The 16397-nt window shown below is 61.9% G+C and carries 10 protein-coding genes; 7 read left to right on the top strand and 3 right to left on the bottom strand.

Features of this window, described 5'->3' with window-relative positions:
• Window positions 1–145: 145 nt before the first annotated feature.
• On the bottom strand, window positions 146–1567 hold the full coding sequence (locus I5S59_RS14430; protein WP_197877227.1) for an amino acid permease: 1422 nt from the start codon (window positions 1565–1567) through the stop codon (window positions 146–148).
• 439 nt (window positions 1568–2006) lie between these two features.
• On the opposite strand from I5S59_RS14430, the gene I5S59_RS14435 reads away from it, so the two are divergent.
• From I5S59_RS14435 to I5S59_RS14445, 3 genes are all read left to right on the top strand, one after another.
• Complete coding sequence (locus I5S59_RS14435; protein ID WP_197877228.1) at window positions 2007–5141, top strand: biosynthetic peptidoglycan transglycosylase; 3135 nt, start codon at window positions 2007–2009, stop codon at window positions 5139–5141.
• Between the two features lie 170 nt (window positions 5142–5311).
• On the top strand, window positions 5312–5890 hold the full coding sequence (locus tag I5S59_RS14440) for a PadR family transcriptional regulator (protein WP_197877229.1): 579 nt from the start codon (window positions 5312–5314) through the stop codon (window positions 5888–5890).
• Window positions 5887–6657 (top strand): siderophore-interacting protein, encoded by a 771-nt coding sequence (locus I5S59_RS14445; protein WP_197877230.1) that lies wholly within the window; start codon window positions 5887–5889, stop codon window positions 6655–6657. The genes I5S59_RS14440 and I5S59_RS14445 overlap by 4 nt, the downstream gene beginning before the upstream one ends.
• Window positions 6658–6666: 9 nt before the next feature.
• Here I5S59_RS14445 and I5S59_RS14450 read toward each other — a convergent pair whose 3' ends face one another.
• On the bottom strand, window positions 6667–7320 hold the full coding sequence (locus tag I5S59_RS14450) for a Pr6Pr family membrane protein (protein WP_197877231.1): 654 nt from the start codon (window positions 7318–7320) through the stop codon (window positions 6667–6669).
• Window positions 7321–7324: 4 nt separating this feature from the next.
• Complete coding sequence (locus I5S59_RS14455; RefSeq protein WP_128324066.1) at window positions 7325–7546, bottom strand: VF530 family DNA-binding protein; 222 nt, start codon at window positions 7544–7546, stop codon at window positions 7325–7327.
• 199 nt (window positions 7547–7745) lie between these two features.
• On the opposite strand from I5S59_RS14455, the gene I5S59_RS14460 reads away from it, so the two are divergent.
• The 4 genes from I5S59_RS14460 (at window position 7746) to lon (ending at window position 16355) form a co-directional block, all read left to right on the top strand.
• A complete protein-coding gene (locus I5S59_RS14460) occupies window positions 7746–9794 on the top strand; it encodes a TonB-dependent receptor (RefSeq protein ID WP_197877232.1) in 2049 nt (682 codons plus the stop codon).
• A gap of 220 nt (window positions 9795–10014) precedes the next feature.
• Entirely contained in the window at window positions 10015–11373 is a 1359-nt protein-coding gene (locus I5S59_RS14465) for a carbohydrate porin (RefSeq protein ID WP_197877233.1), read from the top strand.
• A 30-nt stretch (window positions 11374–11403) separates the two neighbouring features.
• Window positions 11404–13812 carry a glucose/quinate/shikimate family membrane-bound PQQ-dependent dehydrogenase gene (locus tag I5S59_RS14470; RefSeq protein WP_197877234.1) on the top strand — a complete coding sequence of 803 codons (2409 nt, stop codon included), beginning with the start codon at window positions 11404–11406 and terminating at the stop codon, window positions 13810–13812.
• Between the two features lie 122 nt (window positions 13813–13934).
• Complete coding sequence (gene lon, locus I5S59_RS14475) at window positions 13935–16355, top strand: endopeptidase La (RefSeq protein ID WP_197877235.1); 2421 nt, start codon at window positions 13935–13937, stop codon at window positions 16353–16355.
• Window positions 16356–16397: the final 42 nt, after the last annotated feature.

The following is a 16397-nucleotide window of genomic DNA, read 5'->3' on the forward strand; positions in this document are numbered from 1 at the left end:
GGGGGGCTGGTGTTGGTGTCTCGTGGGTGGGGCGTGTGGGCCGATCCTCGGGGTGGGGGGCGGGGTGGCGGCGCTCGGGTGGGGGATTTTTTCTTTGGGGGCCCCTGGGGTGCGCCCCCCCACTCATTTGCGAGGTGCGTTCAGATCAGGATGCCGCGCGCGCCAGCTGAACGTCGTCAGCCTTGGGCGACAGCTTGAACACGAAGTACAGCACCGTCAGCATGACCAGGAATGCCGGGCCGACATACAGCGCCACGCGGGTTTCCTCGAAGTAGGCCATCAAGCCGACCACCAGGATCAGGAACGCCAGCGCCAGGTAGGAGCTCAGCGGCCACAACCACATGCGGTACTTGAGCGCATCGCGCTCGGCGTTGGAAAGACCGGCGCGGAACTTGAGCTGTGCCAGCAGAATCATTACCCAGGTCCAGATCGCGCCGAACGTGGCGATGGCTGTCACCCAGACGAAGACTTTACCCGGCACCAGGTAGTTGGCCAGCACACCCAGCAACAGCGCCGCGATCGACAACAACAGGGCATTGCGCGGCACACCACCTTTCGAGGTGCGGGCGAAGACCGCGGGTGCCTGGCCGTTCTGCGCCAGGCTGTAGAGCATGCGCCCGGTACTGAAGATACCGCCGTTGCACGACGACAGCGCCGCGGTGATCACCACGAAGTTGATGATGCCAGCCGCGGTCTTGATACCCAGGCGCTCGAAGGTCATCACGAACGGGCTGCCCTGGCTGCCGATTTCATTCCATGGGTAGATCGACAGGATCACGAACAGCGCGCCCACGTAGAACAGCAGGATGCGCCAGAACACCGAGCCGATGGCCTGGGGAATGGTCTTTTGCGGGTTGCGGGCCTCACCGGCGGTGAGGCCGATCATTTCTACACCCAGGTAGGCGAACATCACCATTTGCAACGACATCAGCACACCGGTGACGCCGTTGGGCATGAAGCCACCGTTGCTCCAGAGGTTGGAAATGCCCATCGCTACACCGTCGTTACCAAAGCCGAAGGCAATGATGCCGATGCCGCCCAGTACCATGGCGATGATGGTGACAACCTTGATCAGGGCAAACCAGAACTCGAACTCACCAAAGGCCTTGACCGCGATCAGGTTGATCGCGCCCATGCTGCCCAGGGCGGCCAGGGCCCAGATCCAGCGGGGTACCTCGGGGAACCAGATGCCCATGTAGATGGCCACCGCGGTGATTTCCGCCACACAGGTCACCAGCCACAGGAACCAGTAGTTCCAGCCGGTGAGAAAGCCTGCCAACGGGCCGAGGTAGTCCTGGGCATAGCGACTGAAGGAACCTGCGACCGGGTTGTGCACGGCCATTTCGCCGAGCGCGCGCATGATCACCAGGATTGCCAGGCCACCGATGATGTAGGACAGCATGATTGCCGGACCGGCCATTTCAATGGCTTTGGCCGAGCCCAGGAACAGGCCGACACCGATACAGGCGCCCAGCGCCATCAGGCGAATATGTCGCTCGCCGAGTTCTCGTTTGAGTGGACCGCCCTGGGCGTTCTCACCATGAGAAGGATGGTTGCCGACTGGCATAGAAATACAACCTCATTTTGTTATTGGATATAGACCGTTCGTGCAGGCCTGGTACCGCCGATAGGCTGAATACGCTGCCTTGCCGGGAGCCACCTCGTGAGCGGTCCCGTCTGCCGGCACGCAACATGCCGGCAAAGCGAAAGGGGCGAGCAGTATAGGAAGCCCTCTGCAGGGCATTTCACTATAAAGAGCAGGATATTTGGCGAGAAGTCTCGGCAAAAACCCTATTCACGGAGGGGCATTCCCCGTGATTTCTCCACTCCTACTTACAGGGCGGCTAACATAGCACCAAAACAGGGCATTACAACCTCAACCAAAGGCGCACAATCTCTCGGTTTTTTAGGAAGTGCCTTACAACGCCTACAAATTTTTCACCACATCCGCTCACCGTCTAAGCTTCAGACAAGCAAGACGAAAATACGAAGCCGGGCTGATAAATATGGGCGCATTGTGGCAATCGGAACCAACGAGTAAGGAAGCTCCCCCTGAATCCCTTGAAGAATCACCCTTGCCGAAAAGCCCCCGCCAGCGTCATCTGTGGTGGCGGCTGGTCTGGCTGGTGCTGCTGCTCGCCCTGATCGCGCTGGGAATTGCCATCGCCAACGAAATGCATACCTCGCGCCTGCAATCGCGCGAGCTCAGCCAATACGCCTCGACACTCACCTACTCGCTACAGCCCGGGCCCAGCGACGCCATCCTTTACCCGGGCGACGGCCCCTTCGACAAGCGCCTGGGCTACAGCGCCCTGGGTGAGTTTTTGCCACGCCTGCTCAAGCGCGATTACGTGGTCAGTGAACAGGTGCATTTCTCCCCGGCCTTGATGACCTACACCGAGCGCGGCTTCTTTGTGCCGTACAAAGAGAAAATCCAGGCGGGGCTGTCGATCACCGACTGTAAGGGCGATGTGCTCTACCAGTACCACTACCCGCAGTTCCTCTACCCGGATTTCGATTCGATCCCGCCGGTCATCGTCAACAGCCTGCTGTTCATCGAGAACCGCGACCTGCTCGACCCCAACGACCCCAATGCCAACCCGGCGGTGGACTGGCCGCGCTTTGCCAAGGCAGCCTACAGCCAGGTGGCCAAATACCTGGCCCTGCCCGGCCAGTCTGCCGGCGGCAGTACCCTGGCCACCCAGCTGGAAAAGTACCGCCACTCGCCGGATGGCCTGACGGTTTCCGGCGGCGAGAAGATCCGCCAGATGATTTCCGCCAGCGTGCGCGCCTATCAAGGTGGGCCAAACACCCTGGAAGCACGCCAGCGCATTGTGCGTGACTACCTCAACAGCGTGCCGCTCTCGGCCGTACCCGGGCACGGCGAGGTTCACGGCATGGCCGAAGGTTTGCGGGTCTGGTACGGCGCCGACTTTGCGCAAGTCAACCAGGCCCTGGCGTCGACCGCCACCGACCCGCAAAGCATGGCGGCTCGCGGATTGGCGTTGCGTCAGGTGCTGTCGTTGATGATCGCCCAGCGCCGCCCTTCGCATTTTCTGTCAAAAGGACGCAACGAGCTGGCCGACCTGACCGACAGCCACATACGCGTCCTGGCCGCCAGCAACATCGTCGACCAGCCGCTGGCCGATGCGGCCCTGGCCAGCAAAGCGACCTTCCGCGACTGGGTGGCCCAGCCGACGATCCAGCCGATCGTCACCAACAAGGGCATCAGCGTTGCCCGCAGCCGCTTGTCCCTGGCCCTGGCACGACCGCTGTATGACCTCGACCGCCTGGACCTGTCGGCCACCAGCACCTTGCAGTCCGACCTGCAGGGCCAGGTCAGCCAGTACCTCAAGGACCTCGCCGACCCGGCGATTGCGGAAAAACTCGGGTTGTTCGGTGAACGCCTGCTGACGCCGACCAGCACTACCCAGGTGCGCTACAGCTTCACCTTGCTGGAACGCACCGCCAACGGCTCACGGGTAAGGGTACAAACCGACAGCACCGACCAGCCGTTCGACATCAACGAAGGCAGCAAGCTGGAACTGGGCTCCACCGCCAAATTGCGGGTGCTGACCAGTTACCTGGAGATCATTGCCGAGCTGCATGACAAATACGCCGATACTCCGGCCGCCGACCTCAAGAAGGTCCCGGTTGCCGAGCTCGACTTCATCACCCGCTGGTCAATCGACTACCTGATCCAGAACAAGGATCGCAACATCACCGCAATGCTCGATGCCGCGCTCAATCGCAAGTATTCGGCCAGCCCCGGCGAAGCCTTCTTCACCGGCGGCGGCATGCATGTGTTCAACAACTTCCGCAAAGAAGACAACAACCGTATCCCGACCCTCAAGGACGCCTTGCGCGAGTCGATCAACCTGCCCTTTATCCGCCTGATGCGCGACCTGGTGCGTTACAGCACCTATCAGGCGCCGGGCAACAGCGCCAGCCTGCTCAAGGACGATGCCGAGCCACGTCGCCAGGAATACCTGGCACGCTTTGCCGACAAGGAAGGCACCGACTACCTGCGCAGGTTCTGGAAAAAATACCAGCGCAAATCGTCGCAAGAACGCCTGGATACGTTCCTTGATGGCTTGCGCGTCACACCGATGCGACTGGCGGCCGTACACCGCTACCTGTTTCCCGAAGCCGATCAGGCCACCTTCAATGCCTTCGTTCGCGCCCACATGAAAAAGGAGCTGCAGGAAACCAAGCGTGCCCCGACCAAACAGGACGCCGTGACCGACAAGCGCCTGGATGACATGTACTTTGCCTACGGTCCGGGCAACTACGACTTGCCCGATCAGGGTTATATCGCCAAGGTCCACCCGCTGGACCTGTGGCTGCTGGGTTATCTGCTGAAAAACCCCACAGCCAGTTTCCAGGACGCAACCCAGGCCAGCGAGTTCGAACGCCAGGAGGTCTACAGCTGGCTGTTCAAGAGCCGGCACAAAGGCGCCCGCGACAGTCGCATCCGCACCCTGGTGGAAATCGAAGCCTTCCTGGATATCCACCGGCGCTGGAAGCGCGTCGGTTATCCGTTCGATCACCTGGTGCCCTCACTGGCCACCGCTATCGGCAGCTCGGGCGATCGCCCGGCGGCCCTGGCCGAATTGATCGGCATCATTCAGAACGACGGTATTCGCCTGCCGGTCTTGCGTATCGACACCCTGCACTTTGCCGCCGACACGCCTTATGAAACGCGCCTGGCGGGAGACCCCGACCTGGGCCAGCGGGTATTGTCGGTGGAAGTTGCACGGGCGCTGCGTGGTGCACTTTCGCAAGTGGTCGATGCCGGGACGGCGCGGCGCGTGTCCGGCAGTTTCAAACTCAACGACGGCACCCCGATGGTCATGGGCGGCAAGACCGGTACCGGCGACAACCGCATTGAAAGTTTTGGTGCCGGTGGCCGGTTGATCGGGTCGCGGGCGCTGAACCGGACTGCAACCTTCGTGTTCTTCCTGGGCGACAACCACTTCGGCACCCTCACCGCCTTCGTGCCGGGACGCGCCGCCGAAGCCTTCAAGTTCACCTCGGCCTTGCCGGTGCAAGTGCTCAAGGGTATGGCACCGATCCTCACGCCGTATCTGCAACCAGGCACCCATACCCTGTGCAAGGCACCGCAAGTGGCGCAAAAGTAGCCCTTTCAGCAGGCAGGTTCAGGCGGATATCCGACGTCTGAGCCTGCCTTCCCGCTGCGACCATTCATCACCTCCTCCCGTTTCATGAGAATAATTCTCACGCTCATGCTTGCTTTAAGATATATCTTGAGTAGTATCTGAAGATACATCTAACGCAACGGGAGACCTCCATGCGTGAACATCACCCCCACCACCCTCACCGTGACCCTGGCGAACGCCATGACGGTTTCGAGCGCCGCCATAACCGCGAACGCGGCGACCGCGGCCCACGGGTCTTTGCCCCCGGCGACCTGAAACTGCTGTTGTTGTCGATGCTCGCCGAGCAGCCGTGCCATGGCTACGACCTGATCCGCCAGATCGAAAGCCTGTTCGGCGGCCACTACAGCCCAAGTCCAGGCGTGATTTATCCGACGTTGACCTTCCTTGAAGAGAGCGACCTGATCGTCAGCCAGCCCCATGGCAGCAAGAAGCGCTATAGCGTCACCCCGGCCGGCCTTGAGTCGCTGGCCGAACAGGCCGTCGCCCTGGATGGCGTGCGCATGCGCATTGAAGTGAGCAAGCGCTCGCTGGTCGGGCACGACCGCCCGCAAGAAATCCACGAAGCGATCCACAACCTGCGCCATGCCTTGCAAATGCACAGCGGTCGCTGGAACCCGCAGGAGATCGAGCGCGTCCGTACCCTGATCAACAACACCGCCAAAGCCATCGTCGCCGGCCCCACAGCAACCCCCACGGAGCATGCCGAATGAGTGTCAACGACAACGCCTCGATTCACCGCGTCAGCCACGAGATCAAACGCCGCCGCCTGCAAGTGCTGCGCGTTACCGACCTGACCCCGCGCATGCGCCGCATCACCCTCGGCGGTGAGCAGCTCGAGGGCTTCATCAGCATCGGCAGCGACGACCACATCAAACTGCTGTTCGCCTGCTCGCCTGAAGAGCAGGCCGCACTGGACGGCTTTGAAATGGGCAACGAGGGCGTACGCCCGACCATGCGCGAATACACCCCACGCCGGGTAGACCTGGCGGCCGGTGAGCTGGACATCGACTTCGTCTTGCACGGTGATGGCCCTGCTTCGACCTGGGCCGCTCAGGCGCAAACCGGACAGTTCCTCAACATAGCCGGCCCGCGTAGCTCGATGGTGGTGCCGGATATCTTCGACAGCTACCTGCTGGTCGGTGATGAGACGGCGATCCCGGCCATCGCCCGGCGCCTGGAAGAGCTACCGGCCACACGCAAGGTGCTGGCAGTCATCGAGATCGAAGATGCCCAGGAGCAACAACCCCTGGCCACTCAGGCGCAACTGGAAGTGATCTGGGTGCCGCGTCATCAGCAGGATCTGCTGGCGGTGGTGAAAGACCTGACGTTGCCTGAAGGTCAGCTGTACGCCTGGGTCGCCCTGGAAAAAGCCCTGACGCGTAAGACCAAACGCCTGTTGATCGATGAAAAAGGCGTCAACGAAGACTTGATCAAGGCCGCCGCCTACTGGCGCCTCGACCCGCACGACGACGAGTGATCCAGCATTTCAGGGTTGCGTCCTGGCCTTGGCCAGGCGCCCGCCCTGCCAATGGTCCAGCGCCAGCATCACCCCACCGATGACAATGAAGCCGATCAGGATCGCCAGGGCGTTGAGAACTACCTGCGCATACCCCAGTTTGCTCACGTCGATGAACGGATAGGGATAGACCCCGATCGAATGCCCGCGCAGCAACGCAAAGGCAAAATACCCCAGCGGATACAGCAACCACAGCGCCACGTGCTTGAACCGCAAGTTGCCTTTTTCCACGCAGCACCACCAATAGGCAACGAACAGTAGCGGCATCACATCATGCAGCAACTCATCGGCCAGCCACTGCCAGCCTTGCGGATGCCACAGGTGACGTAACAACAGGCTGTAGGCCAGGCCAACCAGAATGATGCTGGCAGCGATCCCCGAACTGACGGCCGGGGCGAGGAAAAAGCGCCGCGCTGCAGACGCCCTGCCGAAAGCCGCCTGGCTGAGCACCACCGCCACCAGGGTATTAGTCAACACCGTGAAGTAGCTGAAGAAATTGATCAGGCCGCCGATCAGGCTGGCCTGCTCCTGCCAACGCGCGAAAAATACCAGCAGCATCTGGATGGCCAGCGCGCTCCAGCCCAGACAGGCCGCCAGGCCGATCACGACCTCGCGCCGGGCCATGGGCTTAGCGACCGCGCTGCAGTTTCAGGTACAAACGCTCGACTTTCTCCCGCGCCCAGGGCGTGCGGCGCAAAAAGGTCAGGCTGGACTTGATACTGGGGTCAGCTTTGAAACAGCGGATGTCGATGCGCTCGGCCAGCCCTTCCCATTGGTAGTGCGCCACCAGGGCGGTGAGGATCTGCTCCAGGGTCACGCCATGCAGCGGATTGGGGTTGGCGGTGGTCATGCCTGTGCTCCAGCGAATCAAAGGTGCGCACCTTAGCCCAGGGTCGGGTTGCAAGTCTTCAGACATTTCAACTTTCAGGGCGCTTTCAACTGACAGTCTAGTGCGCGCAAAGGCTCTGGTCAGCGCAAGGGCGTTTAAATCGAATTGGTAATGTTATATTGTATCAATACTATAACGCTGCCAAGGATCCTCGTTGCTCATGCGTCACTTCCCTCTTCGACTCTCCCCGCTCGCCGCCGCACTGTATTTCACTTCACCGCTAGGCCAGGCGGTGGAGCTTGAACCTCAAGTCATCACCGCCAATCCACTGGGCAACAGCCAACTGGCCGCACCGACCACCGTACTCGAAGGCGACGCCCTTGCCCTGCAACAAAAAGGCAGCCTCGGGCAAACCCTGAACAACCAGCCAGGCGTTGCCTCAACCTGGTTCGGTCCCGGCGCCAGCCGCCCGGTGATCAGGGGCCTGGATGGCGACCGCATCCGCATCCTGCGCAATGGCGTCGGCGCCCTGGATGCTTCCTCCCTGTCCTATGACCACGCAGTGCCCCTGGACCCGGCGACCGTGGAGCGCATCGAGATCGTCCGCGGCCCGGCCGCCCTGCTCTACGGTGGCAATGCCATCGGTGGCGTGGTCAACAGCTTTGACAACCGTATCCCGACCGCCCCAATCGAGGGTATCCACGGCGCAGGCGAACTGCGTTACGGAGGCGCCGACACCACCCGCAGCAGTGCGGGCAAACTCGAAGCGGGCGATGGTCGCTTTGCCTTGCACCTGGATGCCAACAGCCGCCAGTTCAACGACCTGCGCATTCCCGGTTACGCCCGCAGTGGCAACGTGCGCAACGCTGACGAACCGGGCTCGCGCCACCATCTGGAGAACAGCGACGGCCGCCAGGACGGTGGCGCACTGGGCGGTGCCTATCACTGGGATCACGGCTACGCGGGGCTGTCCTATAGCCGTTACGACGCCAACTACGGTTCGGTCGCAGAGCCCGGTGTGCGCCTGGACATGCAACAGGATCACTATGCCTTCGCCTCGGAACTGCGCGATCTGGACGGCCCGTTCAGTGCGCTGAAATTTGATGTCGGCTACACCGACTACCAGCACCGCGAACTGGAAGGTGGCGAGGTACACACCACGTTCAAGAACAAGGGCTACGAGGCTCGGGTTGAAGCCCGGCATCAACCCTTCGGGCCGGTCGAGGGTGTGATTGGTGCCCAAGTCACGCGCAGTGAGTTTTCAGCATTGGGCGAAGAGGCGTTCGTCCCGCAGACCGATACCGACAGCCTGGCGCTGTTCATGCTCGAACAGTGGCAAGCCACTGAACGCCTGAATCTGAGCCTGGGCGGGCGCCTGGAATACACCCGGGTCGACCCTGACAGCCTGGGCAGCGAGCGCTTTGCCCACGCCGACAGCGCCAGCAGCTTCACCGCTGCCAGCCTGTCGTCCGGCGCGGTGTATGAGCTGACGCCAGTCTGGTCGCTGGCGGCGACCCTGGGTTACACCGAACGGGCGCCGACCTTCTACGAGTTGTATGCCAACGGTGCCCACGTCGCCACCGGTACGTATGAAGTCGGCGATCCGGACCTGGGCAAGGAAAAAGCCATTTCCAGCGACCTGGCACTGCGCTTCGACAACGGTGTTCACAAAGGCAGTGTCGGCGTGTTCTACAGCCATTTCCGCAACTACATCGGCCTGTTGGCCAGTGGCGAGATGCGTGAAGGGCACGAACATGATCACGGTGACGAAGATCACGACCACGATCATGACCACGGCGGTGAGGTACCCGAGTATCTGTACAAGGGTGTGCGTGCGCGCTTCTACGGTATCGAGGCTCAGGACCGCTGGCAGTTGACGCAAAACCGGTTGGGGAGTTTTGCCCTGGAGTTGTCGGGCGACTACACACGGGCCAAAAATCTGGACAGCGGTGAGGACTTGCCACGCATCGCGCCCCTGCGATTGAACAGTGGCCTGCTGTGGGAACTCGAACGCTGGCAGGCGCGTGTCGATGTTCAGCATGCCAGCGCCCAGCATCGCAAGCCGGACAATGAAACCAGCACCGATGGCTATACCACCCTCGGCGCCAGTGTCGGTTACCGGTTCGATATCGGTCAAAGTGAGTGGCTGGCGTTTGTGCGCGGCGAGAACCTCACGGACCAGACCGTGCGTTATGCCAGTTCCATCCTGCGTGACATTGCACCGGCGCCGGGACGCAGTATCGAGGTAGGCCTGCGTACATCCTTCTGAGCCAACGGACTGTGTGGGAGCACGCTCCCACCCGGACTATTACCAATCCGGCAACGATCCCTCTTGTGGAATTGACTTTTTTTCTTACAAATTCAGCTATATCCTCTCCGCCGCAAGCTGAACCGCTTCAGTCAGCCCTCCCTGACAGCCTTATCGCCGAAGATCCCCAGGACCCGGCGCCCTTGCCGTTTACTCAACAATCAAAAGATAGCGCTATCTCATGCCTCAGATTCATCGTTTCCGCCTTTCCCCTGCCACCCGGACACTGCTTTCGGGTCTGGCCATCGCCAGCCTTGCCCCCGGTGCCCAGGCTGATGCGATGTTCGCCAGCGACTCGCCATGGATGCTCGGCGATTGGGGCGGCACCCGCACGGAGCTGGCTGAACGCGGCTACGACTTCACCCTCGGTTACACCGGCGAAATGGGCGCCAATTTGCACGGCGGCTACGACGACGACCAAACCGCGCGTTACAGCGGCCAGTTCGCCCTCGGCACCCACCTGGACCTGCAGAAGATCCTTGGCTGGGACGACACCGAGTTCCAGCTGAGCGTCACCCAGCGCCATGGCGACAACATCAGCAACGACCGCATCAACGACCCGCGCGTGGGCGGTTTCACCTCCGCCCAGGAAGTCTGGGGCCGCGGCCAGACCTGGCGCCTGACCCAGATGTGGATCAAGCAGAAATACTTCGATGGTGCACTGGACGTGAAATTTGGCCGCTTCGGCCAGGGCGAAGACTTCAACAGCTTCCCCTGCGACTTCCAGAACCTGGCGTTCTGCGGCTCGCAGGTCGGCAACTGGGCCGGTGACATCTGGTACAACTGGCCGGTCAGCCAGTGGGCGCTACGGGTCAAATACAACCTCACCCCCGCGCTCTACGCGCAGATCGGCGCCTACGAGCAAAACCCCTCGAACCTCGACCGTGGCAACGGCTTCAAGCTCAGCGGCAGCGGCACCCAGGGCGCAGTGATGCCGATCGAACTGGTGTGGGCGCCAGCGCTCAATGGCCTGAAAGGGGAATATCGCGCCGGTTACTACTACAGTAATGCCAAGGCAACCGATGTCTACAAAGACAGCAACGACCAACCGGCAGCGCTGAGTGGCCAGGCATACCGCAGCAGTTCGAGCAAACACGGCTTCTGGCTCGGCGCCCAGCAGCAGGTGACGTCGATAGCTTCCGACCACTCCCGTGGCCTGAGCGTCTTCGCCAACGCCACCCTGCACGACAAGAAGACCAATGCCATCGACAACTATGTTCAGGCAGGTGTTGTGTACAAGGGGCCCTTCGATGCCCGCGCCAAGGACGACATCGGCTTCGCCCTCGCCCGCGTGCACGTCAACCCGGCCTACCGCAAGAACGCCAAGGCACTCAATGAAGCCAATGGCGTCAGCGACTACAACGATCCCCTGTTCCGTCCGATCCAGGACACCGAGTACAGCGCCGAGCTGTACTACGGCATTCACCTGGCCGACTGGCTGACCGTGCGCCCGAACCTGCAGTACATCCGCCACCCCGGTGGCGTGCACCAGGTCGATGACGCATTGATCGGCGGGCTCAAGATTCAGAGCAGTTTTTAACCACCCTTTTGACCTAACGGAGAACACACGATGAGCACTGATGGTGCCTTGAGTAGAACCCGCTGGCTGCCGCGCCTGATGGGCGTGCTGCTGCTACTGATGGGCCTGGCCCTGCTGGCGGGCGGCATCAAGCTGAGCCAGCTTGGCGGATCGCTGTATTACCTGATCGCCGGTATTGGCTTTGCCCTGTCGGGCATTCTCTTGCTGGCACTACAGCGCACCGCTCTGGGCCTGTACGGCCTGGTGCTGCTGGGCAGCACCTTGTGGGCACTGTGGGAAGTCGGCCTGGACTGGTGGCAACTGGTGCCACGCCTGGCCCTGTGGTTCGCCTTGGGTGTGGTATTGCTGCTGCCATGGGCACGTCGCCCGCTGGTGGGCAACCCCACCAAGATCAACCCGGCCCTGCTGAGCCTGGCCGTGGTGCTCTCGGGCGCCACTGCAGTTGCCAGCCAGTTCACGCATCCGGGTGAGATCAAGGGCAAGCTGGGGCGCGACAGCACCGGCTTGGCCAGCACCGCCCCGCAGATGCCCGATGGCGAATGGCAGGCGTATGGCCGCACCGAGTTTGGTGACCGCTATTCGCCGCTGCGCCAGATCACCCCGGACAACGTGCACAAGTTGCAGGAAGCCTGGCGTATTCGCACCGGTGACCTGCCGACCGAGAACGACCCGGTGGAACTGACCAACCAGAACACTCCGCTCAAGGTCAACGGCATGCTCTATGCCTGCACCGCGCACAGCAAAGTGCTGGCCCTGGACCCGGACACCGGCGCTGAAATCTGGCGTTTCGACCCGCAGATCAAGAGCCCGGTCGGCTTCAAGGGCTTTGCCCACATGACGTGCCGCGGTGTCTCGTATTACGACGAGAACAGCTACGTCAACGTCGATGGCAGCCCGGCACCGAAGATCTCCGACGCCGGTAAAGCCGTCGCCCTGTCCTGCCCGCGCCGCCTGTACCTGCCCACCGCCGATGCGCGCCTGATCGCCCTGAACGCCGACACCGGCAAGGTCTGCGAAGGCTTCGGCAACCAGGGTGTGATCGACCTGACCACCGGTATCGGCCCGTTCACCGCCGGTGGCTACTACTCCACCTCGCCGGCAGCTATCACCCGTGAACTGGTGATCATTGGCGGTCACGTCACCGACAACGAATCGACCAACGAGCCGTCGGGTGTCATCCGCGCCTACGATGTGCATGACGGCCGACTGGTGTGGAACTGGGACAGCAACAACCCGGACGAAACCGCACCGCTGGCACCTGGCAAGACCTACAGCCGCAACTCGGCGAACATGTGGTCGCTGGCCAGTGTCGACGAAAAACTCGGCATGGTCTTCCTGCCGCTGGGCAACCAGACGCCTGACCAATGGGGCGCCGACCGTACCCCGGGCGCGGAAAAATTCAGCGCCGGCATCGTCGCGCTGGACCTGGCCAACGGCAAAGTCCGCTGGAACTACCAGTTCACCCACCACGACCTGTGGGACATGGACGTCGGCAGCCAGCCTACCCTGCTAGACCTGAAGACCGCCGATGGCGTCAAACCCGCGCTGATCGCCCCGACCAAACAGGGCAGCCTGTATGTACTGGACCGTCGTGACGGCACGCCGATCGTTCCGATTCGCGAAATTCCGGCCCCGCAAGGTGCTGTCGAAGGCGACCACACGGCGCCGACCCAGGCCCGTTCGGACCTCAACCTGCTTGGCCCGGACCTGACCGAACAAGCCATGTGGGGTGCCAGCCCGTTCGACCAGATGCTTTGCCGCATCCAGTTCCGCGAGCTGCGCTACGAAGGCCAGTACACCCCGCCGTCGATTCAGGGCAGCCTGGTCTACCCCGGCAACGTTGGCGTGTTCAACTGGGGCAGCGTCTCGGTCGACCCGGTGCGCCAACTGCTGTTCACCTCGCCTAACTACATGGCCTTCGTCTCGAAGATGGTGCCGCGTGAACAAGTGGCGGCCGGCAGCAAGCGCGAGAGCGAGACCAGTGGTGTGCAGCCAAACACCGGCGCACCGTACGCGGTCATCATGCACCCGTTCATGTCGCCGCTGGGCGTACCTTGCCAGGCGCCAGCCTGGGGCTACGTCGCCGGTATCGACCTGACCACCAACCAGGTGGTATGGAAGCACAAGAACGGTACCAGCCGTGACAGCTCGCCGATCCCGATCGGCCTGCCGATTGGCGTACCGAGCATGGGCGGCTCCATCGTCACCGCTGGCGGCCTTGGCTTCCTCAGCGGCACCCTGGACCAGTACCTGCGGGCCTACAACACCAATACCGGCAAGGAGCTGTGGAAAGCACGCCTGCCGGCGGGTGGCCAGGCCACGCCGATGACCTACACCGGTAAAGACGGCAAGCAGTACGTGCTGGTGACCGCCGGCGGTCACGGCTCGCTGGGCACCAAAATGGGTGACTACGTCATCGCTTACAAGCTGGCGGAATAGGCCTTAGCGCCCTGCTTCACGCTTCAAGCTGCAAGCCTCGCAATCCCCACTTGCGGCTTGTAGCTTGAAGCGTGAAGCTTAAGTCCCCATCTAAGCACCATAGCCATTTACGCAGGTGCCCCATGAGCGATCAGCAGGATCTACCCGAACATCCCGAGGACCACGCCGAAGTCGAGCATCCTGAAGCCACCCGACACACCGGCCACCACCTCGCCCTGCCCGGCCAGCAATTGCCGGACAAAGTCTATGTAATCCCGATTCACAACCGTCCGTTCTTCCCGGCGCAAGTCTTGCCCGTGATCGTCAACGAAGAACCCTGGGCGGAAACCCTCGACCTGGTCGCCAAGACCCCGCACCACGCCTTGGCCCTGTTCTTCATGGACACCCCGCCAGAAGACCACCGACATTTCGACACCTCGGCCCTGCCGCTGTACGGCACCCTGGTCAAGGTTCACCACGCCAGCCGCGAAAACGGCAAACTGCAGTTCGTCGCCCAAGGGCTGACCCGCGTGCGTATCCGTACCTGGCTCAAGCACCATCGTCCGCCCTATCTGGTCGAGGTCGAGTACCCCCACCAGCCGAGCGAGCCTACCGACGAGGTCAAGGCCTACGGCATGGCCCTGATCAATGCGATCAAAGAGCTGCTGCCGCTCAATCCGCTGTACAGCGAAGAACTGAAGAACTACCTCAACCGCTTCAGCCCCAACGACCCTTCGCCGCTGACCGATTTCGCCGCTGCACTGACCTCCGCCACCGGCAACCAGCTGCAGGAAGTGCTCGACTGCGTGCCCATGCTCAAGCGCATGGAGAAAGTCCTGCCGATGTTGCGCAAGGAAGTCGAGGTCGCGCACTTGCAGAACGAGATTTCCGCCGAAGTGAACCGGCAGATCGGCGAGCACCAGCGCGAGTTCTTCCTCAAGGAACAGCTCAAGGTCATCCAGCAGGAACTGGGACTCACCAAGGACGACCGCAGCGCCGACCTGGAGCAGTTCGAACAGCGCCTGCAGGGCAAGACCCTGCCTGCCCCTGCGCAAAAGCGCATCGATGACGAAATGGGCAAGCTGGCGATCCTTGAAACCGGGTCGCCCGAATACGCCGTCACCCGCAATTACCTGGACTGGGCCACCGCCCTGCCCTGGGGCGTCTATGGCAAGGACAAGCTCAACCTCAAGCACGCCCGCAAGGTCCTCGACCAGCACCATGCCGGGCTCGACGATATCAAGGACCGGATCCTCGAGTTCCTTGCCATCGGCGCCTGGAAAGGTGAAATCAGCGGCTCCATCGTCCTGCTGGTGGGGCCGCCCGGTGTCGGCAAGACCAGCATCGGCAAGTCCATCGCTGAATCATTGGGCCGGCCGTTCTATCGCTTCAGTGTCGGCGGCATGCGCGACGAGGCAGAGATCAAAGGCCACCGCCGCACCTACATCGGCGCCCAGCCTGGCAAACTGGTACAGGCGCTCAAGGACGTGGAGGTGATGAACCCGGTCATCATGCTCGACGAGATCGACAAGATGGGCCAGAGCTACCAGGGCGACCCGGCCTCGGCGTTGCTCGAAACCCTCGATCCCGAGCAGAACATCGACTTCCTCGATCATTACCTGGACCTGCGCCTGGATCTGTCCAAGGTGCTGTTCGTGTGTACCGCCAACACCCTGGACTCGATTCCCGGGCCATTGCTTGACCGCATGGAAGTGATTCGCCTGTCCGGCTACATCACCGAAGAAAAGCTGGCCATTGCCAAGCGCCACCTGTGGCCCAAACAACTCGAGAAGGCCGGCGTGGCCAAGACCAGCCTGAGCATCACCGACAGCGCCCTGCGCACCGTGATCGAGGGATATGCCCGCGAGGCAGGGGTGCGTCAGCTGGAAAAACAGCTGGGCAAACTGGTGCGCAAAGCCGTGATGCAACTGCTGGAAAACCCCGACGCGACCATCAAGATCACCCCCAAAGACCTCGAAGCCTCGCTGGGCATGCCGGTATTCCGTAGCGAACAGGTACTGTCGGGCAAAGGCGTCATCACCGGTCTTGCCTGGACCAGCATGGGCGGTGCCACCTTGCCGATCGAAGCGACGCGCATTCATACCCTCAACCGCGGCTTCAAGCTTACCGGCCAGTTGGGCGATGTGATGAAAGAGTCGGCCGAGATTGCCTACAGCTATGTCAGCGCCAACCTCAAGAAGTACGGTGGCGAACCGGCCTATTTCAACGAAGCCTTCATCCACCTGCACGTGCCCGAAGGCGCCACACCCAAAGACGGGCCCAGCGCCGGTGTCACCATGGCCAGCGCCCTGCTGTCGCTTGCCCGCGACCAGGCGCCGAAAAAAGGCGTGGCCATGACCGGTGAGTTGACCCTGACCGGACAGGTTCTGCCGATCGGCGGGGTGCGTGAAAAAGTGATTGCGGCGCGGCGCCAGAAAATTTTCGAACTGATCCTGCCAGAGGCCAACCGCGGCGACTTCGCAGAGCTGCCCGATTACCTCAAGGAAGGCCTGACCGTGCACTTTGCCAAACGCTTCAGTGATGTTGCCAAGGTGCTGTTCTGAGGCCCTGAAACAGTATCGGCGGCAGGCCGCATCTACAGCCTC

This window comes from Pseudomonas alkylphenolica (genome assembly GCF_016009175.1).
GTDB lineage: Bacteria > Pseudomonadota > Gammaproteobacteria > Pseudomonadales > Pseudomonadaceae > Aquipseudomonas > Aquipseudomonas alkylphenolica_B.

Excerpts from the sequence above, each read along its gene's own strand:
- I5S59_RS14435 (WP_197877228.1), top strand. The coding sequence starts at position 2,007 with ATGGGCGCATTGTGGCAATCGGAACCAACGAGTAAGGAAGCTCCCCCT.
- I5S59_RS14465 (WP_197877233.1), top strand. The coding sequence starts at position 10,015 with ATGCCTCAGATTCATCGTTTCCGCCTTTCCCCTGCCACCCGGACACTG.
- I5S59_RS14445 (WP_197877230.1), top strand. The coding sequence starts at position 5,887 with ATGAGTGTCAACGACAACGCCTCGATTCACCGCGTCAGCCACGAGATC.
- lon (WP_197877235.1), top strand. The coding sequence starts at position 13,935 with ATGAGCGATCAGCAGGATCTACCCGAACATCCCGAGGACCACGCCGAA.
- I5S59_RS14460 (WP_197877232.1), top strand. The coding sequence starts at position 7,746 with ATGCGTCACTTCCCTCTTCGACTCTCCCCGCTCGCCGCCGCACTGTAT.
- I5S59_RS14455 (WP_128324066.1), bottom strand. The coding sequence starts at position 7,546 with ATGACCACCGCCAACCCCAATCCGCTGCATGGCGTGACCCTGGAGCAG.
- I5S59_RS14440 (WP_197877229.1), top strand. The coding sequence starts at position 5,312 with ATGCGTGAACATCACCCCCACCACCCTCACCGTGACCCTGGCGAACGC.
- I5S59_RS14470 (WP_197877234.1), top strand. The coding sequence starts at position 11,404 with ATGAGCACTGATGGTGCCTTGAGTAGAACCCGCTGGCTGCCGCGCCTG.
- I5S59_RS14450 (WP_197877231.1), bottom strand. The coding sequence starts at position 7,320 with ATGGCCCGGCGCGAGGTCGTGATCGGCCTGGCGGCCTGTCTGGGCTGG.
- I5S59_RS14430 (WP_197877227.1), bottom strand. The coding sequence starts at position 1,567 with ATGCCAGTCGGCAACCATCCTTCTCATGGTGAGAACGCCCAGGGCGGT.